This is a genomic window from Glycocaulis sp. (assembly GCF_051859565.1).
Taxonomy (GTDB): Bacteria; Pseudomonadota; Alphaproteobacteria; order Caulobacterales; family Maricaulaceae; genus Glycocaulis.
This window is the reverse complement of record NZ_JBHYFK010000005.1, coordinates 253,602-274,003: the sequence shown is the minus strand read 5'-3', so window position 1 is coordinate 274,003 and position 20,402 is coordinate 253,602. Positions and strand designations below refer to the sequence as shown.

General features: G+C 63.6%; 19 protein-coding genes. 8 read left to right on the top strand and 11 right to left on the bottom strand.

The features are described from left to right. Window positions 1-10 precede the first annotated feature (10 nt). Window positions 11-1,168, top strand: a complete 1,158-nt coding sequence (gene rnd, locus ACTIGC_RS09535; protein ID WP_439634173.1) for a ribonuclease D — start codon at window positions 11-13, stop codon at window positions 1,166-1,168. On the opposite strand, the gene ACTIGC_RS09530 is transcribed toward rnd, so the two are convergent. From ACTIGC_RS09530 to ACTIGC_RS09515, 4 genes are read right to left on the bottom strand one after another with little or no spacing between them, the layout of a single operon-like run. Beyond that, entirely contained in the window at window positions 1,165-2,679 is a 1,515-nt protein-coding gene (locus ACTIGC_RS09530; RefSeq protein ID WP_439634172.1) for a Ppx/GppA phosphatase family protein, read from the bottom strand. The genes rnd and ACTIGC_RS09530 overlap by 4 nt on opposite strands. Next, the gene (locus ACTIGC_RS09525) at window positions 2,676-4,889 is read right to left on the bottom strand and encodes an RNA degradosome polyphosphate kinase (protein WP_439634171.1); all 2,214 of its coding nucleotides are present in this window, start codon (window positions 4,887-4,889) and stop codon (window positions 2,676-2,678) included. The genes ACTIGC_RS09530 and ACTIGC_RS09525 overlap by 4 nt, the downstream gene beginning before the upstream one ends. Next, window positions 4,886-5,590, bottom strand: a complete 705-nt coding sequence (locus ACTIGC_RS09520) for a hypothetical protein (protein WP_439634170.1) — start codon at window positions 5,588-5,590, stop codon at window positions 4,886-4,888. Before ACTIGC_RS09520 ends, ACTIGC_RS09525 begins: the two co-directional genes overlap by 4 nt. Before the next feature lie 8 nt (window positions 5,591-5,598). Continuing rightward, window positions 5,599-6,708, bottom strand: coding sequence for a DUF2066 domain-containing protein (locus ACTIGC_RS09515; protein ID WP_439634169.1), 1,110 nt, complete (start codon window positions 6,706-6,708; stop codon window positions 5,599-5,601). Between the two features lie 284 nt (window positions 6,709-6,992). Between ACTIGC_RS09515 and purM the strand changes: the two genes are divergently transcribed. After that, entirely contained in the window at window positions 6,993-8,024 is a 1,032-nt protein-coding gene (gene purM / locus ACTIGC_RS09510) for a phosphoribosylformylglycinamidine cyclo-ligase (RefSeq protein ID WP_439634168.1), read from the top strand. After that, window positions 8,021-8,602: a phosphoribosylglycinamide formyltransferase gene (gene purN, locus ACTIGC_RS09505; protein WP_439634167.1), complete on the top strand. Its 582-nt coding sequence runs from the start codon at window positions 8,021-8,023 to the stop codon at window positions 8,600-8,602. The genes purM and purN overlap by 4 nt, the downstream gene beginning before the upstream one ends. Here the strand turns inward: purN and ACTIGC_RS09500 are convergent. Continuing rightward, complete coding sequence (locus ACTIGC_RS09500; RefSeq protein WP_439634166.1) at window positions 8,594-9,238, bottom strand: RipA family octameric membrane protein; 645 nt, start codon at window positions 9,236-9,238, stop codon at window positions 8,594-8,596. The genes purN and ACTIGC_RS09500 overlap by 9 nt on opposite strands. 151 nt (window positions 9,239-9,389) lie before the next feature. Between ACTIGC_RS09500 and arfB the strand changes: the two genes are divergently transcribed. Next, the gene (gene arfB, locus ACTIGC_RS09495) at window positions 9,390-9,803 is read left to right on the top strand and encodes an alternative ribosome rescue aminoacyl-tRNA hydrolase ArfB (RefSeq protein WP_439634165.1); all 414 of its coding nucleotides are present in this window, start codon (window positions 9,390-9,392) and stop codon (window positions 9,801-9,803) included. A gap of 196 nt (window positions 9,804-9,999) precedes the next feature. Here arfB and soxR read toward each other — a convergent pair whose 3' ends face one another. Then, window positions 10,000-10,449 (bottom strand): redox-sensitive transcriptional activator SoxR, encoded by a 450-nt coding sequence (gene soxR / locus ACTIGC_RS09490; RefSeq protein ID WP_439634183.1) that lies wholly within the window; start codon window positions 10,447-10,449, stop codon window positions 10,000-10,002. 119 nt (window positions 10,450-10,568) lie between these two features. Between soxR and ACTIGC_RS09485 the strand changes: the two genes are divergently transcribed. After that, on the top strand, window positions 10,569-12,422 hold the full coding sequence (locus ACTIGC_RS09485; RefSeq protein WP_439634164.1) for an ABC transporter ATP-binding protein: 1,854 nt from the start codon (window positions 10,569-10,571) through the stop codon (window positions 12,420-12,422). Window positions 12,423-12,469: 47 nt separating this feature from the next. Here the strand turns inward: ACTIGC_RS09485 and ACTIGC_RS09480 are convergent, their stop codons facing one another. Both ACTIGC_RS09480 and ndk read right to left on the bottom strand, forming a co-directional pair. After that, window positions 12,470-13,306, bottom strand: coding sequence for a pepsin/retropepsin-like aspartic protease family protein (locus tag ACTIGC_RS09480; RefSeq protein ID WP_439634163.1), 837 nt, complete (start codon window positions 13,304-13,306; stop codon window positions 12,470-12,472). A 33-nt stretch (window positions 13,307-13,339) separates the two neighbouring features. Further along, window positions 13,340-13,762 (bottom strand): nucleoside-diphosphate kinase, encoded by a 423-nt coding sequence (gene ndk, locus ACTIGC_RS09475; protein WP_439634162.1) that lies wholly within the window; start codon window positions 13,760-13,762, stop codon window positions 13,340-13,342. Window positions 13,763-13,859: 97 nt separating this feature from the next. Between ndk and ACTIGC_RS09470 the strand changes: the two genes are divergently transcribed. Beyond that, the gene (locus tag ACTIGC_RS09470) at window positions 13,860-15,746 is read left to right on the top strand and encodes an ATP-binding cassette domain-containing protein (RefSeq protein WP_439634161.1); all 1,887 of its coding nucleotides are present in this window, start codon (window positions 13,860-13,862) and stop codon (window positions 15,744-15,746) included. Between the two features lie 4 nt (window positions 15,747-15,750). Here the strand turns inward: ACTIGC_RS09470 and ACTIGC_RS09465 are convergent, their stop codons facing one another. From ACTIGC_RS09465 to ACTIGC_RS09455, 3 genes are read right to left on the bottom strand one after another with little or no spacing between them, the layout of a single operon-like run. Further along, window positions 15,751-16,044, bottom strand: a complete 294-nt coding sequence (locus ACTIGC_RS09465; protein ID WP_439634160.1) for an I78 family peptidase inhibitor — start codon at window positions 16,042-16,044, stop codon at window positions 15,751-15,753. After that, the gene (locus ACTIGC_RS09460; RefSeq protein WP_439634159.1) at window positions 16,041-16,490 is read right to left on the bottom strand and encodes a DNA polymerase III subunit chi; all 450 of its coding nucleotides are present in this window, start codon (window positions 16,488-16,490) and stop codon (window positions 16,041-16,043) included. Before ACTIGC_RS09460 ends, ACTIGC_RS09465 begins: the two co-directional genes overlap by 4 nt. 12 nt (window positions 16,491-16,502) lie before the next feature. Beyond that, window positions 16,503-17,975 (bottom strand): leucyl aminopeptidase, encoded by a 1,473-nt coding sequence (locus tag ACTIGC_RS09455; protein WP_439634158.1) that lies wholly within the window; start codon window positions 17,973-17,975, stop codon window positions 16,503-16,505. A gap of 166 nt (window positions 17,976-18,141) precedes the next feature. Between ACTIGC_RS09455 and ACTIGC_RS09450 the strand changes: the two genes are divergently transcribed. Continuing rightward, window positions 18,142-19,266: an LptF/LptG family permease gene (locus ACTIGC_RS09450; RefSeq protein ID WP_439634157.1), complete on the top strand. Its 1,125-nt coding sequence runs from the start codon at window positions 18,142-18,144 to the stop codon at window positions 19,264-19,266. Further along, window positions 19,263-20,357 carry an LptF/LptG family permease gene (locus ACTIGC_RS09445; RefSeq protein WP_439634156.1) on the top strand — a complete coding sequence of 365 codons (1,095 nt, stop codon included), beginning with the start codon at window positions 19,263-19,265 and terminating at the stop codon, window positions 20,355-20,357. Before ACTIGC_RS09450 ends, ACTIGC_RS09445 begins: the two co-directional genes overlap by 4 nt. The last annotated feature ends 45 nt before the right edge of the window (window positions 20,358-20,402 follow it).

Genomic DNA, 20,402 nt, shown 5'->3' with positions numbered 1-20,402 from the left:
CGATGGACTCATGGAGCTGATTCAAACGACCGACGCACTGGCCAATGCCTGCACGGTGCTGGGCAAGGACCGTTTCGTTGCGGTCGATACCGAATTCATGCGCGAAAGCACGTTCTGGCCGCAGCTGTGCCTGATACAGGCGGCTGGCTCGAAGGCCGAATTGCTGATCGACCCTCTGGCGGAGGGCATTGATCTGGCGCCGTTTCTGGAGCTGCTGCGCAAAAAGGACACCGTTAAGGTGTTTCATGCCTGCCGGCAGGATCTGGAGATATTCTTCCACAAGGGCGGAGAGCTGATCCCCGAGCCCCTGTTCGACAGCCAGATCGCCGCCGCCGCGGTGGGGCTTGGCGATTCCATCTCCTACGACAATCTGGTCCGCGAGCTGTTGGGCGAGCAGATCGACAAGGGATCGCGCTTTACCGACTGGTCGCGCCGCCCTCTGTCTGACAAGCAAGCGGAGTACGCGCTCGCCGATGTGACCCATCTGCACAAGCTCTACCCGATCCTGCAGGAGAAGCTGGAGCAGTCAGGCCGCGAAGAGTGGCTGAAAGAGGAGCTGCGCCTTCTGACCAATCCGGAAACCTACCGGATGGATCCGGAGAATGCGTGGAAGCGGCTCAAACCCCGCAAGACAACCGCCAAATGGCTGGCGGCGATGAAGGCCGCCGCCCGCTGGCGCGAGATCGAGGCGCAGACCCGCGATATCCCGCGCAGCCGCGTGATGAAGGATGACGGGCTATACGAGCTGGCGCAGTCCGCGCCGGTGTCCCAGGAGCAGCTCGCCGCGCTGCGCGCTGTGCCGAAGGGCTTTGAACGCTCCAAACCTGCCGAGCGCCTGATAGAGATGATGCGCGAGGCGATGGCAGCGCCGGAAAAGCATGCGCCCAAGCTCGCCCGCCAGACCCATCTGCCTAACAATATCGGGCCGGTCGTGGAGCTGTTGAAAGTGTTCCTGCGCGTCGTGGCCGAAGAGGAGGGCGTTGCGCCGCGCCTGATCGCCACCGTGCCGGACCTTGAACAGATCGCCGCAAGCGACAAGGCCGACGTGCCTGCCCTCTCCGGCTGGCGCTACAAGGTCTTTGGCGAGGCAGCATTGAAGCTGAAGCGCGGCGAGCTGGCGCTGATACTCGAGAATGGCAAGGTCGTTGCCATCGAGCTGGAGGACTAGGCGGGATCAAGCACGGCCTTGAGGCCGAGCACGCTGGCCAGCGATTCAAACCGCGTGAATGCCCGCTCGACCACCAGGTCCTCGCGCCCCTTTTCCATGCCGAGTACAAGCTGGTTTTCCGAACGGGCAAGCGTGAAAAACTTCAGCACGCCCGCCGAGCCGCCCGACAGGGCCGAGCCAAGCCTGATGCCATAGCCAAGCTGCAGCGCGGCCTCTTCCTGCGCGTCGTCCAGCATGCGGCGCGACGGGCATTCCTCCGGCCTTGGCCGCTTGCCGGCATAGCGATGATGGATTGTCAGGGCGAGGAAAGCCCGCTCCGGGTGCGAGATGCCGCCAAAGGGCGCGTACAAGACCTCGGTCGCCGCCAGTTCAGCGCGGTGGTCGGGATGCATGCGCGCGCCAAGCTGGGAGAGGCGCGTCGCCGCGCCGCGTAGGACATGGTCGCGTTCGTCATCAAAGACAGGTGCGCTGCCGGCAAACACAGGCTCCAGCCACGAGGCCAGCGCCGGGCCAAACTCCGGATCGCTGGCCGCGTGGCGCGCCATGGCTTCGGCACCAGCCAGCAACGGATCATGACGCTGCTCCAGCGCTGCGCTGCGGCTGAACGCAACCCCTTCACGCAGGCCGTTGGCCGAGAAGATCACGCGTTTGAACTTACCGCGCTTGACGATGCGTTTGAGGAGCTGGGCCGCATACGGCAGCGTGGTCGCCCGCTTGGAGGAGACGCCTGGCGTGGCGGCCAGTGACGCCTCGCTCTGCGCCATCGCGAAATCGGCCGCGCGTGCCACCTGCTGGGCGGACAGCGCATATTGGTGAAGCAGGGTCAGCGGATAGCGGTCGAGCGCCATCGCCAGATGCGCGAAAGACCGCCACGCCCCGCCAACCGCATAAAAGTCTGGCCCGGAGCCGTCCAGCGCACCGGCGGCGGCGTCCAGACCGTCATCAATTTCGCCGCGCACGCGCTTGCTGTCGTCTCCATCGCCATTGAGTACCGATAGCGGCCCTAGCGGCAGCGAGAAGACCGGACCGATCTCGCGGCCCGTGAGGCGCGCGATCTCCAGGCTGGACCCACCCAGATCACCCACGACACCGCTGCCCGCGCCGATACCGGCTACGACCCCAAGGGCCGAGAGGCGCCCTTCCTCCTCGCCGGACAGGACTTCAATCTTCAGCCCGGTCTCCGCTTGCGCCAGCTGGACAAATTCCGGCCCATCTGAGCACTCGCGCACGGCTGCGGTGGCAACCGCGTGCCGGTCCCTGATCCCCTTGGCATCGAGAAGACTGGAAAACCGGCGCAAGGTGACAAGCGCGGTCTTCACACCATCCGGGTTCAGCGAACCGCGCGAGCCCGCGCCCTTGCCAAGCCCTGCCATCGTCTTTTCGTTGAAGACAGGCCACAGCGCGCCGTCCTCCAGCCGGTACTGGACCAGGCGCACCGAATTGGAGCCGATATCGATGACGGCTATGTCCCGGCCCGCCGGGCCGGGCTTTTTGCCCTTGTGCAGCCTCATGAGCGCCGTGCCAGCTGCGGCACCGAGGGCGGCTGGTCATTGCGCAAGGCCTCACCACGCCCCGAGAGGGAGGGGTTGGTCATGAAATAGTCGTGCGCACTGAAGGGCATGGAAATGCCTTGCGTGTTGACGCGCGTATAGCTGCCATCGGGGTTCATGTACCAGCTCTGCGCCTCGTCATTGAGATTGGCGACCATGATCTGGTCGAGAACCTGCCGGTGCACGGTCGGGTTCACCACCGGGCACAGTGTCTCTATGCGCCGGTCGAGATTGCGAGGCATCCAGTCAGCCGAGGAGATCCACACCTCTGCCTTCGCCGACGGCATGACCTCGCCATTGGCAAAGCAGACAATGCGCGAATGCTCCAGAAAGCGGCCCACAATGGACTTGACCCGGATATTCTCCGACAGGCCCGGCACGCCGGGGCGCAGGCAGCAAATGCCCCGCACGATCAGATCCACGCGCACGCCCGCCTGGCTGGCTTCGTAGAGCGCGTCGATGATCTCGGGGTGGACCACCGAATTCATCTTCGCCCAGACAGCAGCGGGCTTGCCGGCACGGGCATTGTCCGCCTCGCGGCGGATTTTCTCCACCAGCAACTCCTTCATGCCCAGCGGCGAGATCGACAGGCGCTCCAGCCCGGTCGGGCGGGCATAGCCCGTCACATAATTGAAAATCCGCCCTGCATCACGGCCAAAGGCCGGATCAGCGGTGAACAGGGAGAGGTCGGTGTAGATGCGCGCGGTGATGGGGTGGTAATTGCCAGTGCCGAAATGGGCATAGGTGCGAAGGGTCGCGCCCTCGCGCCGCACCACCAGTGAAATCTTGGCGTGGGTCTTGTACTCGACGAAACCATAAACGACCTGCACGCCCGCGCGCTCCAGATCGCGCGCCCATTTCAGATTGGCTTCCTCGTCAAACCGGGCTTTGAGCTCCACCAGTGCGGTGACGTTCTTGCCAGCTTCCGCTGCCTCGATCAGAGCGGCGACGATGGGGGAGTTTTTCGAGGTGCGGTAAAGCGTCTGCTTGATGGCCACGACATCAGGATCGTTGGCCGCCTGACGCAGGAACTGCACCACCACATCGAAGCTCTCATAGGGGTGGTGGACGATCAGATCCTTGGCGCGTATGGCCGCAAAGCAGTCCCCGCCATGATCCTTGATGCGCTCAGGAAAGCGCGGCTCGTAGGGCTCGAATTTCAGCTCAGGCCGGTCATCGGGAATGAGCTGTGAAAGCTGGGCGAGGCCCAGATTGCCGTCCACCAGCACGACATCGCGCGATTCTGCATGCAATTGCTGGATGATGAAGCGGCGCAGCTCCTCCGGCATCGAGGCTTCCAGCTTCAGGCGCACCAGCACGCCGCGCCGGCGCTGTTTCAGGCGCGCCTCGAACTCACGTACCAGGTCTTCAGCCTCTTCCTCTATCTCGATATCGCTGTCGCGGATAATGCGGAATGCGCCCTTGCCCAGCAAATCATAGCCGGGGAACAGCGCATCCACGAAGACGATCAGCACGTCCTCAAGAGCGATATAGCGCCTGACGGGCCGCCCGCGCCGGTCCTTGCGGGTACATGGAATGTCTACAAAACGCTTCACCCCGGCGGGCAGCGGCAGGAGCGCGTTCATCACCTTGCCGTCGCGCTGGCGTTTCAGCTTCAGCACGATGGCAAAGCCCAGATTGGGAATGAACGGAAACGGGTGTGCCGGATCGATGGCCAGCGGCGTGATCACGGGAAGCGTGTGGGCGAGAAAGTCGTCCCGCAACCAGGCGCGTTCGGCGCGGGTCAGCTCGTCCGGATTGAGCAGCTGCACGCCGTCCTTCCCCATCAGAACGCGCAATTCCTGCCAGCGTTCCTGCTGGGTGCGCATGAGACGGGACGCGGCCTCATTGATGCGCTCCAGTTGCTCGGTGACGGTCAGCCCGTCCTGCCCGGCGCGGTCCACACCATTGCGCAACTGCGCGCGCAGGCCCGCGACGCGCACCATGTAGAACTCATCGAGATTGCTGGCAGAGATGGACAGGAAGCGCAGCCGCTCCAGAACCGGGTGCGCCGGGTTTTCCGCTTCCTCCAGCACACGCTGGTTAAACTGCAGCCAGGACAGCTCCCGGTTCAGGAAGCGCTCGGGCGAGTCCATCAGTCCGTCGATGGCCTGCTGACGATCCGGGCCGGCCGGGACGCTGGCGGGCACACCTTCCACAATATCGGTCATGACCGCGCGCCGCTCTCCTGATCGGGGTTGCTGTCTGCTGATAGTCCAGCCAGCACGTCGCGTGCAAGCACACGCGTGACGCTGCTCTTGCCGGCCAGAGCCGCGTTGTCGAGGCGAGCGACAAGCAGCCGGGCGAAATCCACCGAGCGCTCCATCCGTGTGAGCAGGTAATCGAGAACACCGGGGCTGAGCGGCGTGCGCCGGTCGCGGAACAGCTTCTCGAGCACCTGGCGCAGCAGGGCATCGTCCGGCTCCTGCAACACAGCCGCCTCCGCTGCGCTGAGCCGGGAGGCCAGATCAGGCAAGGCAATCGGCCAGCTGCGTGCCGGCAAGCGGCCCGTCAGCAACACGCTGATACCGGAATCGCCTGCCGCCCGGTTGAGCAGGTGGAACAGGCCCAGCTCATCCACGCCCTGATCGCCATCCTCGATCACCACGCTGGCACCGCGCTGTATCGACTTGAGCGCCGCCGATATATCCTGCCGGTCCACCCGGGACGCGCCTGTGCGCTGCTGCCACATATGAGCCAGATGGGTTTTGCCTGCCCCTGCCGGGCCCGTCAGCACCAGATGGCCCATACGCCAGCGCGGCCAGCGGTTCACCAGCGCCAGCGCAGCCGCGTTGGCTTCGCTTACAGCAAAGCTCTCCGGGCGGTAGTCCGGCTCAAGGGCGAGATCCAGGGCAAGCTGGGGAGTTGCCATCTGCTGTATCAGTTGCGCGTGCGCGCCACCCAGCCCAGCCCACGCTCTTCCTCAAGCCGCGCGCCGCGCTGGGCCAGCTCGCGTACGAGCTGAGCACGCTCTCCGCGATGGGTGATCGTCATCACCGCGCCGGTGGTCGTGACCGCATCAAGCCGGGCGTTGGAAATGAGGGAGGCGCCGGTTATCGCGCGTTGCAGCGAGCGCCATTGCCCGATCGAGTCGTAGAGTACCGAGACCGTGATCTCGCTGGCTTCGCCGCCGCGCACCACGACCTCGCGCTTCCAGCCCTCCTGCGCGGTCTGCACAACGCGCCGGGCGAGCTCGTTATAGCCGCTCTGGCTGGCAGCAGACTCAAATTCGGACGCCACGGCGTCAGGGCCGGAAAAATCATACACGGTTCCGCTGGCGCGGATAATGCCCTCTCCCTCGCGCGCGGTGATGACCGCCACGCGGGTAACACCGTAAAGGGAAGCCAGCTCGCGCAAGGCGAACTCGTCACCGGATTGCGCTACGGATGCACTGATCACATTGCGCCCGACCGGCACGGCGTCATCACCCTCACCCGTCATCCTTGAGCCAAGGCCGATGAAGGGCGTCAGGGCATTGGCATGTGCGCCGGAAAGCCAGGCCTCATACCAGCTGCCCCCCCAGAGACCCGCGCTCCCGTCGCGCTCCACCACCGGAATGACCAGCGTGCGCGCCGCTTGCGATTCGACGAAGGGGATGTTCTGCCCGCGCAGATAGCTGCGCACCGAACGCGCATCGAAATTCACCGTCATGTTGGCGATATAGCGGTTGGCAGAGCGTCGCTCGTCAGCCACCTGAAGCCCGGCGACCATTTCCTGGGCCACATCAGCGGGAATGGACGTCACGCCGGCATTGATCCGGTCCTCCGGCAGTGTCAGCCGCTCCAGAAGCGCTTGCGCTGCGGCGATCTGGCCTGAGCGAAAGGCTGCCGCCTGCGCCTCGGTGGTGGTGCCCGCGCGTTCATCGACCGGGACGCCTGTCACCGTGAATACGTCCTGCGCGCTGGCAGGCATCGCCAGGAAGGCCACACACAGGATTGCCGTCAGCAGAGCGGCAGCGGCAGCCTGCGTCCGGTGGGTGAGATGGGTCATGGTGGCGATCCTGACTGAAATTGAAGCGTTGGCCCTGACTATACCCTGACCCGCGCCCCGGTGAAGGGCTTACAGGCTGTGGAGCCCTGATCTTCCATCATAATACACCCGATCCGCCGCGTGGGGGTAAGTGACACGTCATTGCCCGCAAGCGGCTGATTTCACGCGCCTGTTGTGGCAGCGAAGCGGGGACAGGCGCTATTTACAGACCCGCCCTCTTGCCAAGCCCGTCCCCTTGCAGTTGTTTGCGCGAGAATCCCGATCCCTTTGCCGGAGCGACGATCTTGGCCAGCAACCCGCCCTCACAAGGCCTCACCTATGCCTCTGCCGGTGTCGACATCGACGCGGGTGACGCCCTCGTAGAGGCCATCAAGCCGCTGGCAAAATCCACCGCCCGGCCCGGCGCGGCAGCAGACCTTGGCGGGTTTGGCGGCGCGTTTGATCTGAAAGCCGCTGGCTTCAAGGACCCGATCCTGGTGTCCGGCACGGACGGGGTGGGCACCAAGCTGCGCCTCGCCATCGATACCGGCATTGTGGACACGGTCGGCATCGATCTGGTGGCCATGTGCGTCAATGACGTGCTGGCGCAGGGCGCTGAGCCCTTGTTCTTCCTCGACTATTTCGCCACCGGCAAGCTCGACCCGGCGCGCGGCGCGGAGATCGTCAAAGGCATTGCCGCCGGGTGCCGCCTTGCGGGCTGCGCGCTCATTGGCGGGGAAACGGCTGAAATGCCGGGCATGTATGAGGGCGAGGATTTCGATCTGGCAGGCTTTGTCGTCGGCGCAGCCGAGCGCGGCAACCTCCTGCCCCGCGAAGCCGACATGATGGCTGGTGATGTGCTGATCGGGCTGGCCTCCTCCGGCCCGCATTCCAATGGCTATTCGCTTGTGCGCCGCGTGATCGAGCATGCTGGCCTGAAGTTCGACAGCGAGGCGCCCTTCGCGCCGGGCCGCAAACTCGGCGAAGCGCTGCTGGAGCCAACCCGCATCTATGTGAAATCGCTGATGCCGCTCATCCGCGCCGGGAAGATCAAAGGCCTAGCCCACATTACCGGCGGCGGGATCACCGAGAACACGCCGCGCATGCTCCCGGGTCACCTGGGCTTCGAGGTCGATTACGCAAGCTTTGAACGCCCCGCCGTCTTCCGCTGGCTGGAAAGCGCGGGCGGCATCGCGGAAAGCGAAATGCGCCGCACCTTCAATTGCGGGATCGGCATGATCGCCGCTGTCGCTGCCGAAGACGCCGATGACGTGCTCGCTGCTCTGAAAGAGGCAGGCGAGACCGCTGCCATCATCGGCCATCTCACCGCGAAATGACCGGCAAGACGCCGATTGCCGTTCTCATCTCCGGGCGCGGATCGAACCTGCAATGCCTGATCGATGCGTGCGCGCAGCCGGACTACCCCGCCCGCATCGTGGCCGTGATCTCCAACCGGCCTGACGCCTATGGGCTGGAGCGCGCAAGAGAAGCGGGCATCGCCGCCATCGCCATCGACCACAAGGCCTTTGACAGCCGGATGAGCTTTGAAGCCGCGCTCGATGCGGCCTTGCGCGAGGCCGGCGCGGAGTTTGTCTGCCTTGCCGGTTTCATGCGCATCCTCACCGAAGGCTTCGTGAACCAGTGGGCCGGGCGGATGATCAATATCCACCCCTCCCTGCTGCCGAAATTCAAGGGCGTGGACACGCATGCGCGCGCCATCGAGGCAGGCGAAGCCGAACATGGCTGCACCGTCCACTGGGTCACGCCTGGCATGGATGAAGGCCCGGTGATTGCGCAGGCCCGCGTGCCGGTCCTCCCCGGCGATACGCCCGAAACGCTCGCCGCGCGCGTGCTGGTGGAGGAGCACCGGCTTTATCCGGAAGCGCTGAAACTGGCGCTTGTAAAGCTACTTTAAATCCATCTTGTCAGAAGAACCAGGTGACGACCGGCAGTAGCAATATGCAAGACAGAAAAATGCGATCAATAAAAAATTAGCACCCCCTATTGCGATCGCCTTTATTAGGTCGAAATTTCTCTGAAAATCAACGCCAGCCCAATAAACGCATATAATTTCAAATATCAATGTAAATATAATCGCAAGGCATAAATTTAATAAAGTGTATAATTTTGATACAGAAAATTCCTTTGGCTCAATAATATCTGTGATTTTTTTATTGTGCGTTTCATTTACGGGGCCATCGCGCATTTCTTTTAAATGGTGGATGTCTTGGGTGGAATGAAATAGCCGTCCTATAACCTCCCGCTCAACAATTTCCGCCCTCAGTTCCCAGATCACTTGCCAACGTTTGGAGCCTCTCGCGACGAGATACGATGCAAACGAAGCCGCCGCTCCTAGCCCGGAAGTCACCATCGCCAAATACAAGTGCGTTGCGCCATCAATTAACGCGTGCCCAGTTCCTGCTGCTGCCAGCGCCACAAAGCCCCAGAAAAACAACCCGCGCTTCCAAACGAGGTCAATCTCGTGGCGCCGGGCGTCGAGGATGATTTTGAGCGCTTCGAGCTTAGGGTCGTAGTCCGTAATCTTTGACATTCACGTCCTCATCGTGACCGTGGACCAGTACGCAAACGTCGCCTTCAGCCGATAATTGTGCAAGCTGTAGTTCGGTCGAGTTCGCTCTTTGCTTCACTGATTCAGACTCGCACGAGCTAGACCAGCAGCCTCAAACCCACTTCAGGCCGACATGCGTATAACTGACGACATCATCCTTGATGAGGGCCTGATAACCGAGCGCTTCGTGAAAGCGTCCGGACCGGGCGGTCAGCATGTAAACAAGACCGCCAGCGCGGTGCAGCTGCGCTATGACGTCGCCGCGAGCGCCCTCGCCCCCGCCATCAAGCAGCGCCTCATCCGCCTGGCCGGCAGCCGCATGACGCAGGACGGCGTGCTTATCCTGCATGTGGAGGATCACCGCTCCCAGGAGCGCAATCGCGCGGAGGCCCGCGCCCGCCTGATACGCCTGATCCGGCAGGCCAGCCGCAAGCCGAAACCGCGCATCAAGTCCCGCCCGTCCTTGAGCTCGATCAAGCGCCAGAAAGACGCCAAGGCGAAGAAGGGCCAGACCAAGGCCCTGCGGAAAAAGCCGGGGATCGATTAGGGGGGGCGGGGCGGGAAAACCCAAAGCCCTCCCCTCGTCATCCCCGCGCAGGCGGGGATCCAGAGATCGAAGAGCGAAGACAGTGCCAATTGGCTCTGGGTTCCCGCCTGCGCGGGAACGACGAGAGGGGAAGTTCTGCACCAGATCCCGGCTCTGCGCTGCGCTTGGCCGGGAGTTCAGGGAATCGCGAAAGCGCTCACCCCTCCAGCAATCTCGCCCCCGGCCCGTCCTTGGCCAGCGCATCGCCCGGATTGCGCAAGGGGCAGTCGGTCAGCGACAGGCACCCGCAGCCAATGCAGCCCTCCAGCTCGTCTTTCAGCTGGGTCAGCGCCGTGATGCGTGCAGCCAGCGCGGCTTTCCAGCCCGCCGATAGCTTCGCCCAGTCCGCCGCATCAGGCGTGCGCCTTGCAGGCAGCGCATCGAGCGTGGCGGCGATTTCAGCCAGCGGCACCCCTGCGCGCTGCGCCACCCGGATCACGGCGACCCGGCGCAATACATCGCGGCCATAGCGGCGCTGATTGCCGCTCGTACGGCTGCTGGCGATCAGCCCTTTTGTCTCGTAAAAGTGCAAGGTGGAGACGTTGACACCGGCGCGGGCGGCCAGCTCGCCAACGCTCAAGCCGCGCACCGGCCTGACCTTCTTCATGGATGACATGTCTTTTGCCTTTGAGCTCAACTTAAGTTGAGGTTCTAGACCATTTCGGGCCGACACGGCAAATCGTCCCCCAAACCCCGGCCGCCGGGGCTCGCCCACAAGGTTTTTTGATGTTCCGCTTTTTTGAATCCCGCATTGATCCCTTCCCCGCCAACGAGCCGGAGGCGCCGCCCAAAACCCTTCTGGGCTTTGTGGCCCATTACACACGGCCCGTCTGGCCGTGGCTGATCACGCTATCGGTGCTGACCGCGATCCTGTCGGTGTTCGAGGTGGTGTTTCTGGGCTTTCTCGGCACGCTGGTGGACTGGCTGGCGGCGGCTGACCGCGAGACATTGTTTGAGGAGCACGGCGCCGGCCTTATGGCCATGGCGGCCTTCATCCTGATCGGGTTTCCGCTGCTGGTGCTGTTCAACTCGCTCATCACCCACCAGACGATTTTCGGCAATTTTCCGATGCTCGCGCGCTGGCTGACGCACCGCTACATCCTTGGCCAGTCCATGAGCTTCTTCCAGGACGAGTTCGCCGGACGGGTGAGCCAGAAGGTGATGCAGACCGCGCTGGCCGTGCGCGAGACGGTGATGAAGGTGCTCGACATCTTCGTCTATGTGGCCGTCTATTTCGTGGGCGCCCTGGTATTGGTGGGCGGGGCCGAGCCCTTCCTGATGATCCCGCTCGTGCTGTGGCTGGCGGGTTATATCTGGCTGCTGGTCCACTTCATCCCGCGCCTGCGTGACATCTCGATGAAGCAGGCCGATGCGCGCGCGGAGATGACCGGCCGCGTCGTCGACAGCTACACCAATATCCAGACCATCAAGCTGTTTGCCCATGCCCGCCGCGAGGAAGGCTATGCCCGCGAGGCGATGAGCGGCTTCATGGGTACGGTTTATAAGCAGATGCGCCTCGTCACCGGGCTCTACACGCTTCTGCAGACGCTGAACGCCGTGCTGCTGGTGGCCGTGACGGCTTCCACCATCATCGCCTGGCAGATGGGTCTGGTGGGTCTTGGCGTGGTCGCCGTGGCGGTCGCCATCGTGATGCGCATCCGCGCCATGTCGGACTGGATCCTCTGGGAGACGGCGGGCCTGTTTGAAGCCGTCGGCACCATTCAGGACGGCATCAACACCATCGCGCAGGAACAGGCGATCCGGGACGTGCCGGACGCGAAACCGCTTGCCGTCTCGCAAGGCGCGATCGGCTTTGAGAATATCGCCTTCCACTATGGCAAGGAGAGCGGCGTCATCGAGGGGCTCGCCCTCGACATCGCGCCCGGTGAGAAGGTGGGGCTTGTGGGCCGGTCGGGCGTTGGCAAGTCCACCCTCGTCAATCTGCTCTTGCGCTTTTACGAGCTGGAAGGCGGACGCATCACGATTGACGGACAGGACATATCTCAGGTGACGCAAGATTCCCTGCGCCGCCAGATCGGCATGGTCACGCAGGATACCTCGCTTCTGCACCGCTCGATCCGGGACAATATCGCCTATGGCTCGGCGGACGCCGATGATGCAGCCGTGATGGACGCGGCCCGCCGGGCGCAGGCCGACGCGTTCATCCCGGATCTTTCCGACATTGATGGCCGAACCGGCTATGACGCCCATGTCGGCGAGCGCGGCGTGAAGCTTTCCGGCGGCCAGCGCCAGCGCATCGCGATTGCGCGCATCCTCCTCAAAGACGCGCCGATCCTCGTGCTGGACGAAGCCACCTCTGCGCTCGATTCTGAAGTTGAAGCTGCCATTCAGGAACAGCTCTACCAGCTCATGGAGGGCAAGACCGTCATCGCCATCGCGCACCGTCTCTCCACCATCGCCATGCTGGACCGGCTGGTGGTGATGGAGGAGGGCCGCATCATCGAACAGGGCAGCCACGACGCGCTGCTGGCGCAGGACGGCGTCTACGCCCGCTTGTGGAAACGTCAGTCGGGCGGCTTCCTCAACGTGGATGCGGACTGGACGGTGGCGGCGAAGTAGCGAGTGGGCCAACAAAAAAGCCCGGCATCGCTGCCGGGCCTTTTTTTTCAGTCCTGCCGGGGGGCGAGCCAGATGGCGCTCTCAGCGAAGTCGACAACCAGGTGAAACCGCGTCAATAGGCCCAGCCCGATATTGGCGCTGCCCGCCTCGCTCTCGCGAGGGTCAATCTCGGCCTCCACCGTGTCGAATACAGCGCCGGCCACCTCCACGCTGCGCGCTTCGAGAATGCGGCGATCAACCGCGCCGCCAATGCCGCCGCCAGAGCGGAGTGTCTCCGCCCGGCCGTCAAGCAGGCCAGCCGCCTCTGCGGCTGTCGTGTCGAGCAACAGCGCGCCTCTGTTTCCGGTATCGAAATCAGCCAGAACCGTCTGGCCCTCGATGGCGATCTCGAACGCCATGATGCCGGCGCGAGACACCAGGGCGCGGCGCGCCCCGTCCGGCTCTGCGGCCCGGTCCATCCGGCACACCTGGCCGGCGTCGAAATCAATGGCGAGGCGGGAGGCGTCGAACGCTTCCCGGCCCAGTATCGCAGGGACCGGACGCCCGACAAGGCGTTCTGAAATATCCGACAGGTCCATGACCGCGATGACGGAGTCAGCCAGCTCGAGCCCTGCCGCGCCGATGCTGACGCCCTGCACCAGACCGGCGCTTACGGTAGCAGCGCCGGTGCCACGGGCCTCGACCGTCTCGGCGTCGCCCTGAATGGCCTGCGCGGCAAAGCCTAGATCTACGACGGTGATTTCCGAGCCGGAATCAAACAGCGCCTCTGTAGCGACGCCATTGATGGTGATGTCCGTCCAGACCCGTCCGTCGACGACACGCAGATCGCCGCACGTCCCTGCGAAGAGCTGGAGGGAAAGGCCGAGCACAAACGCGGTAAGCATGGCGATCCGCCTTTCCCTTTATGTGGTGGCTGTTTACCCCACCAGCTCCAGACCGGCGAAGAAGTAGGCGATCTCGACGGCAGCCGTTTCCGGAGCATCAGAGCCATGGACCGAGTTGGCTTCGATGGATTCGGCAAACAGCTTGCGGATCGTGCCTTCATCGGCATTGGCCGGGTTGGTGGCGCCCATGACGGTGCGGTATTTGGCGATGGCATCTTCGCCTTCGAGCACCTGCACGACGACCGGGCCGGAAATCATGAAGGACACCAGATCGTTGAAGAAGGGGCGTTCGCGGTGCACACCGTAGAAGGTCTCGGCCTGCGCCTTGGTCATGTGGATGCGCTTCTGGGCGATGATGCGAAGGCCCGCATCCTCGATAACGGCGTTGATCTTGCCTGTGAGGTTGCGCTTGGTGGCGTCGGGCTTGATGATGGAGAAGGTGCGTTGCAGCGCCATGGTGTATTTTCCCTTGGGTGATGGTTGGGGAGGTGGTGTTTGGCGCGGCTTATAGCGGCGCTTTCACGGGCCAGCAAGGCATGCTACGCGGCGCCCCATGCTGCACATCAACGACCTCACCTACCGCATTGAAGGGCGCATCCTGTTCGAGCAGGCTACCCTCTTCCTGCCGGCGAAAACCAAGATGGGCCTTGTCGGGCGCAATGGTACCGGCAAGTCGACCCTGTTGCGGCTGATCCGCGGTGAGGCGAGCCCGGAGACCGGCGATATCCGCATCCAGCCGGGCATGCGCATGGGCAGCGTGGAGCAGGAAGCGCCCGGCGGCCCCATCTCCATCATCGATTTCGTGCTGGCCGCCGACACAGAGCGCGCGAGTCTGCTCGCAGAAGCCGAAACCGCCACCGACCCTAACCGCATCGCCGACATCCAGACGCGGCTGGCCGATATTGACGCCCATTCAGCCGAAGCGCGCGCGGGCGCGATCCTGCACGGGCTGGGCTTTTCCAATGAGGAGCAGCAACGCCCCTGCTCGGCCTTCTCCGGCGGCTGGCGCATGCGCGCGGCGCTGGCGGCCACGCTCTTTGCCCGGCCTGATCTTCTCTTGCTCGACGAGCCGACCAACTATCTCGACCTTGAAGGCGCGGTGTGGCTGGAAAACTATCTGCAGAAGTTTCCGGGCGCCGTGCTGCTGATCTCCCACGACCGGGGGCTGCTCAATGCCTCCATCGACATGATCGCGCATCTCAAAGACGCCAAGCTCACCGTCTGGGATGGCGGCTACGACCAGTTTGAAAAGCAGCTCGCCGAGCGCCAGCGCCTGACCATGAAGCTGGTGGAAAAGCAGGAGGATGAGCGCCGCCGCCTGCAGGCCTTTGTCGACCGCTTCAAGGCCAAGGCCAGCAAGGCGAAACAGGCCCAGTCGCGGGTGAAGCGGCTGGAGAAAATGCAGCCCGTGGCGACCTCGGTGGCCGATCCGGTGGCACCCTTCGACCTGCCTGTCGCCCCGCGCCGCATGGCCAACCCGCTGGTGCGCCTTGATGGCGCCGCGACCGGCTATGATGAGGATACGATCATCCTCAAGAACATGGATCTGCGCATCGATATTGATGACCGGATCGGCCTTCTGGGCCGCAATGGCGCGGGCAAATCCACTTTCGCCAAGCTGCTGACCGGGCAGATCCCCGTGCTCGCGGGTGCGATGCGCATGCACAAGAAGCTGGAGATCGCTCATTTCGCGCAGCACCAGATCGACGCGCTGCACCCGAACACGTCTGCCTATCAGCATATTCTCGAACTGATGCCGGATGCGACCGAGGCCCAGCGCCGCGCGCGCCTTGCCCGCTTCGGCCTGCCCGGCGACCGGCAGGAGACGCCCGCCAAATCCCTGTCCGGCGGGGAGAAGGCACGCTTGTTGATGAACCTCATCAGCTTTCACGGCGCGCATTTGCTGATCCTCGACGAACCAACCAATCACCTCGACATGGACAGCCGCGCCGCCCTGATGGACGCCATCAACACCTATGAGGGCGCGGTGATCCTGATCAGCCATGACCGCCATCTGATCGAGGCGTGCGTTGACAGGCTGTGGATTGCCGAAGGTGGCACGGTAAAGCCCTATGAGGGCGATATGGACGAGTACCGCAAGCAATTGCTGCGCCCGGATACGGACGGCAACGCACGCGGGAAAGCCAAGCCGGATGTGAAGCTTGAGCGGCGCAAGGATGCCGCCGAAGCCCGCTCGAAGCTGAAACCTCTCAAGGCCGAGGCGCTCAAATGGGAGCGTGAGGCTGAACGGCTGAAAGCCGTCCTCGCCACCATCGACAAGGGGCTCGCCGTGCCGGGCCTGTGGGAGAAAGACCCCGGCCTTGCCACCGAGCTGACGAAGAAGCGCGCCCGCGCCGAGGAGCTGATCGACGCGGCCGAGATGAAATGGCTGGAAGCCGACGACGCCTATGAACAGGCCCGCGAGGCGGCGGGGGTTTAGGCCCCTACCCGCAGCTCACGCGCTCCACGCGGCCATTATCGCCAATCACGATATTCATCCGGTCAGGCCGGTAGTCCATCGTGACGGCGTCATCGCGGCCATAGATGCGGTAGGGGACTGGCAGGGTGGAGGTATCGATCTCGCCGCGCATCTGGCCAACAAGCAGCTGGAATTGCGCAGCGGGGCAGTCGCCCGATCCCGAGCGGTCGATGACCTCGCCGCCATCAGTACCATCTACGGCGGTGGCGCAGGCAGCCAGCATGGCCAGCGAAGCAAAAGTGGCGGCGTATCGGATCATCCCTGTTTCTCCCAGCGTCCCTGATCGGACTGTTTCCAGTAGGATACGGTCGTTCCCGACTTTTTCATGGCGGACCAGAGTGAGCGCGCGCTTTGCTTGGCGGCCTCATCGCTGTCCTCGAACAGGAGTATAACGCGGCTCCAGCCGTCCGGGTTGCCGGGGTCTGCTCCACCAAGGCAGAACAGCATGTCTGCCTGGTTCACATTGCGCGTTTCGGTAGAGATCAGAACAGGCTGGCGCGGCGCATGGGGCTCGCTATCGCGCCCGTGCGGCAGGAAGCTCTCCTCGCGGAAACTCCATAGTTGTGCGTCCAGCCGGGCCGCGGCCTCATCGTCAGGCACTACGACCAGCGCCCGCGAGCCGCGCTCAAGCACCTTCTGGAGCAGGCCGGGCAGGACATCGCCCACACCGGCCTTTTCCAGATGATAAAACCAGAGCTCGGCCATCAGCGCGCGTTATCAGCTCTCGTAGAAATCGCGGACGAAACGGTCCAGCACGCGCACACCATAGCCCGTGCCGAAGGCGGGCAGGCGCGGATCCTTGGAGCCCGCATACATGGCCGTTCCGGCAATATCCATATGCACCCATGGCTTGCCGTTGACGAAGCGCTGCAGGAACACCGCGCCGGCGATCGAGCCGGCGTTGCGGCCCTGCCCCAGATTTTTCATGTCAGCGATGTCACTGTCGATATGACGGTCATATTCCGGACCGATGGGCAGGCGCCACACGCCTTCGTCAGACGCCTTGCCGGCCGCATAGAGCCTGTCAGCCAGCTTGTCATCATTGGAGAAGATGGCCGCGTGCTCGTGGCCGAGCGCCACCAGAACGGCGCCGGTCAGCGTGGCCAGATCGATGATGAAGGCGGGATCAAACTTCTCTTGCGTGTACCAGAGCGCATCAGCCAGGACGAGACGGCCTTCGGCGTCCGTGTTGAGAATCTCGATGGTCTGCCCGGACATGGAGGTAACGACGTCCCCGGGGCGCTGCGCATTGCCATCGGGCATGTTCTCCACCAGCGCGACAACGCCCACCACATTGGCTTTGGCCTTGCGGCCAGCGAGCGCGCGCATCAGGCCGACCACGGCAGCAGAGCCGCCCATATCGCCCTTCATCTCCTCCATCCCGGCTCCGGGTTTCAGCGAGATACCACCCGTGTCGAAGGTCAGACCCTTGCCGACGAAGGCGAGCGGCTTGTCGCCCTCCTTGCCGCCATTCCAGCGCATGATCACAAGCTGGGCTTCGCGCACCGAGCCCTGGCTGACACCGAGAAGCGACCCCATGCCGAGCTTTTTCATCTGGGATTCGCCCAGTATCTCGACCTCGAGGCCTTCCTTTTCGAGCTTGGAGATGCGCCTGGCGTACTCTTCGGGGTGAAGGATGTTCGGCGGCTCCATGACAAGATCACGGGCAAGCTTCACGCCTTCGGCAACGGACTCCCAGCTCTTCCAGACCTTTTTCGCGGCCTTGTCATCCGCCGCCACGATCTCGACCGTTGTCAGGGAGGGCTTCTTGTCCGATTTCAGCTTGGTGCGGTACTGGTCGAAGCGGTAGGCGGCCATGGTTGAACCGAGCGCCGCACGCGACGCCAGTTCGCCGTCCTCCGCATCAATGTGAACGGAAAGAATTTGCGCACCGCCCAGCAGAAGCTGCTTTACGGCCGCCGCGACAGCTTTCTCGTAAACATTGCCGTTGGCCGTCTTCTTGGACCCCAGGCCGAACAGGACAATCCGCGCAGCCTTCACACCTGCAGGCGCCGCAATCTCAAGCACCTGCCCGGCATCGCCGGTAAACCGTGAGGCCTTGATGGCCCGGGTCAGGCTGCCGCCGCTTGCCTCCTCCAGAGCCTTGGCCGACGGCGACAGGCTCGCCTTCTCGTAAACGGCAACGGCCAGGGCGTCGCCGGAGGGTTTCGAGGAGAACTTGATTTGCATGGAATTCCTTTCTGAACGACACGTACCCGGCTCGGTTTCCGGCAGGCCCGGAGCTCCATCGCGGCACCGGGCAGCCGAACTGCGGGAATTTGGCTGGCTTTAGTGGTATCCGATCTGAAGCCGGGGTAGAAGTCTGTCGTCACACAGAAGACCGCAAAGCATCCAAATGAAGCTGTTTCAGCGTTACGCCTTCCGGCAGGCCATGCTGCCATTCCTCATTACGCTGGCTGCGCTGACTGGCCTGGCGATTCTCACGCAATCGCTGTCCAACCTGAATCTGGTCGCGGACCGGGGCGAAACGCTGCTCGTATTCCTGTGGGTGACCATTCTGGCGGTGCCGCAGATCGTCGCCCTGCTGATGCCCATCGCGGTCTTCATCGCCTGCGCGGGCGCGCTGAACCGGATGATGAGCGAATCCGAGCTGACAGTAGCGGCCGCCGCCGGGCTCAGCCGGAGAGAGAGGCTCTCGCCGTTTTTGCGAGTAGCGATCTACGCAACCCTGATCAATCTGGGGGTGAATCTTTTCATCCAGCCTGCCGCCTACCGGGAGATGCGCCAGGCCATATACGATGTGCGCACGGACATCGCCGCCAGCGTCATGCGGCCAGGCGAGTTCGTCGCCATGGGCGTGGATGTCACCTTCTACGCCCGCACACTGGGCGATGGCGGCGTGATGAGCGATGTCTTCATCGAGGATGGGCGCGGCACTGCCAGCACGGCGTATTCGGCCCGGCAAGGCCAGATCGTACGGGCGGAACGCGGGCCGGTCATGCTGCTGCGCGACGGAGTTGTTTCGCAGATCGAGGAATCCGGCACGCTGTCCAGCCTGACCTTCGACAGCTATGAGTTTGATCTTACCGCCTTCATTGATCCGACCGATGCCTTCTTCTTCAAGGAAAGCGATCGCTACCTGCCCGAACTGTTCAACCCCAGTCCTGGTGAAACGGCCCGGGCAAGGGGACGCGGCAACCTGTTGGCAGAAGGCCATTACCGGCTGGCGGCGCCGCTATATAATCTCGCCTTTGCCATGATCGCGCTTGCCGCCTTCCTGAGCGGCCCGCCCCGGCGGACCGGATATGCACGTGCGGTTGCCCTGGCTGGCGCATGCGCACTGATCGTCCGGCTGACGGGGTTCGCCGTTCAGGCAGGCGCCGCCAGCACGCCGGAACTGAACTGGCTTCAGTACGCGATTCCGCTAGCCGCCATCGCTGGCGCCTACATCGTGATTCACCGTCCCGTACGCTTTGCTGCCCGGCGCCTCTCGCCTCACCATGACAAGGCCGTGGCATGAGGGTGCTTACACGATACCTCCTCTGGCAGACACTTCTGGGCCTGCTGGGCGCCGCGACTGTCGTCATTGCGGTGATCTTGCTCATCGACTTCGTCGAAACCTCGCGCGATATCGCAACGCGGGTGGATATCTCGCCCGCCGACGCAGCCCTGTTCAGCCTGCTGAAGCTGCCGCTGCTCCTGCAGGACACCCTGCCCTTTATCGTGCTGTTCGGTGTGCTCTGGACCTTTTTCCGGCTGAACCGGCGCAGCGAACTGATCGTGATGCGTGCGTCGGGGGTATCGGTCTGGCGCATCATGGCGCCGGTGGCCGCGCTTGCCTTCGCCACCGGACTGGCAGGCAGTTTCCTGCTCAACCCGCTGGGCGCGGCGACCAGCGCGCATTTCGAGGCACGCCGGTCTGCACTGTTCGAGGGCCGCCCTGTGGAGGAAGTCAGCGGGGCGCGGGTCTGGCTGCGTGAAGTACGCGAGAACCAGTTCGTGGTCATCGCCGCACAGGGCATAGATGATTCACGGCTGATCTCGCCAATATTCCGGATTTACAATCCGCAAGGGGCCAATGGCGGCCCGCCCGAACTCGAACAGCAGGTACATGCCAGTCAGGCCAGCCTGGCTGGCGGCTTCTGGCAACTTAGCGGAGCGGTGGAATACCGGCCGGAATCCGGAGCAACCGTACTGGGCGATGTTTCCATCCCTACCACCACCGGACAGGAAGCGCTTTTTGAGCGCACGCGCTCTGCGCAGGGCGTTTCGTTCTGGCGCCTCCCGGAGGTCATTGTTTCGGCGCGCGAAGCGGGACTTTCCACGCGCACCTATGAGCTGCGCTGGCAGTCCCTTCTCGCCCAGCCGCTCCTGCTTGTTGCTGCGGCGCTGCTAGCGATAGCCGCTACCTTGCGTCTCACCCGGCTGGGGGGCGCCGCCGGTTTTGCCCTGGCAGGCGGTGCGGGCGGGTTCCTTCTGTATTTCCTGCAGCGCATGCTCACCGGGTTGGGCAGCGCCGGCAGCCTGGACGTGGTCAGTGCGGCGTGGTCGGCACCGGCTCTGTTCGCGCTGGGCGCACTATTGTATATCGCCGTCACCGAGGATGGCTGAAAGCTGTCATCAAGCTGCCGTTATGATTGCCTACAGGCTCCTGAT

Coding starts and splice junctions, on each gene's coding strand:
- rnd (WP_439634173.1), top strand. CDS start 11: ATGGAGCTGATTCAAACGACCGACGCACTGGCCAATGCCTGCACGGTG.
- ACTIGC_RS09530 (WP_439634172.1), bottom strand. CDS start 2,679: ATGAGGCTGCACAAGGGCAAAAAGCCCGGCCCGGCGGGCCGGGACATA.
- ACTIGC_RS09525 (WP_439634171.1), bottom strand. CDS start 4,889: ATGACCGATATTGTGGAAGGTGTGCCCGCCAGCGTCCCGGCCGGCCCG.
- ACTIGC_RS09520 (WP_439634170.1), bottom strand. CDS start 5,590: ATGGCAACTCCCCAGCTTGCCCTGGATCTCGCCCTTGAGCCGGACTAC.
- ACTIGC_RS09515 (WP_439634169.1), bottom strand. CDS start 6,708: ATGACCCATCTCACCCACCGGACGCAGGCTGCCGCTGCCGCTCTGCTG.
- purN (WP_439634167.1), top strand. CDS start 8,021: ATGACCGGCAAGACGCCGATTGCCGTTCTCATCTCCGGGCGCGGATCG.
- ACTIGC_RS09500 (WP_439634166.1), bottom strand. CDS start 9,238: ATGTCAAAGATTACGGACTACGACCCTAAGCTCGAAGCGCTCAAAATC.
- arfB (WP_439634165.1), top strand. CDS start 9,390: ATGCGTATAACTGACGACATCATCCTTGATGAGGGCCTGATAACCGAG.
- soxR (WP_439634183.1), bottom strand. CDS start 10,449: ATGAAGAAGGTCAGGCCGGTGCGCGGCTTGAGCGTTGGCGAGCTGGCC.
- ACTIGC_RS09485 (WP_439634164.1), top strand. CDS start 10,569: ATGTTCCGCTTTTTTGAATCCCGCATTGATCCCTTCCCCGCCAACGAG.
- ACTIGC_RS09480 (WP_439634163.1), bottom strand. CDS start 13,306: ATGCTTACCGCGTTTGTGCTCGGCCTTTCCCTCCAGCTCTTCGCAGGG.
- ndk (WP_439634162.1), bottom strand. CDS start 13,762: ATGGCGCTGCAACGCACCTTCTCCATCATCAAGCCCGACGCCACCAAG.
- ACTIGC_RS09470 (WP_439634161.1), top strand. CDS start 13,860: ATGCTGCACATCAACGACCTCACCTACCGCATTGAAGGGCGCATCCTG.
- ACTIGC_RS09465 (WP_439634160.1), bottom strand. CDS start 16,044: ATGATCCGATACGCCGCCACTTTTGCTTCGCTGGCCATGCTGGCTGCC.
- ACTIGC_RS09460 (WP_439634159.1), bottom strand. CDS start 16,490: ATGGCCGAGCTCTGGTTTTATCATCTGGAAAAGGCCGGTGTGGGCGAT.
- ACTIGC_RS09455 (WP_439634158.1), bottom strand. CDS start 17,975: ATGCAAATCAAGTTCTCCTCGAAACCCTCCGGCGACGCCCTGGCCGTT.
- ACTIGC_RS09450 (WP_439634157.1), top strand. CDS start 18,142: ATGAAGCTGTTTCAGCGTTACGCCTTCCGGCAGGCCATGCTGCCATTC.
- ACTIGC_RS09445 (WP_439634156.1), top strand. CDS start 19,263: ATGAGGGTGCTTACACGATACCTCCTCTGGCAGACACTTCTGGGCCTG.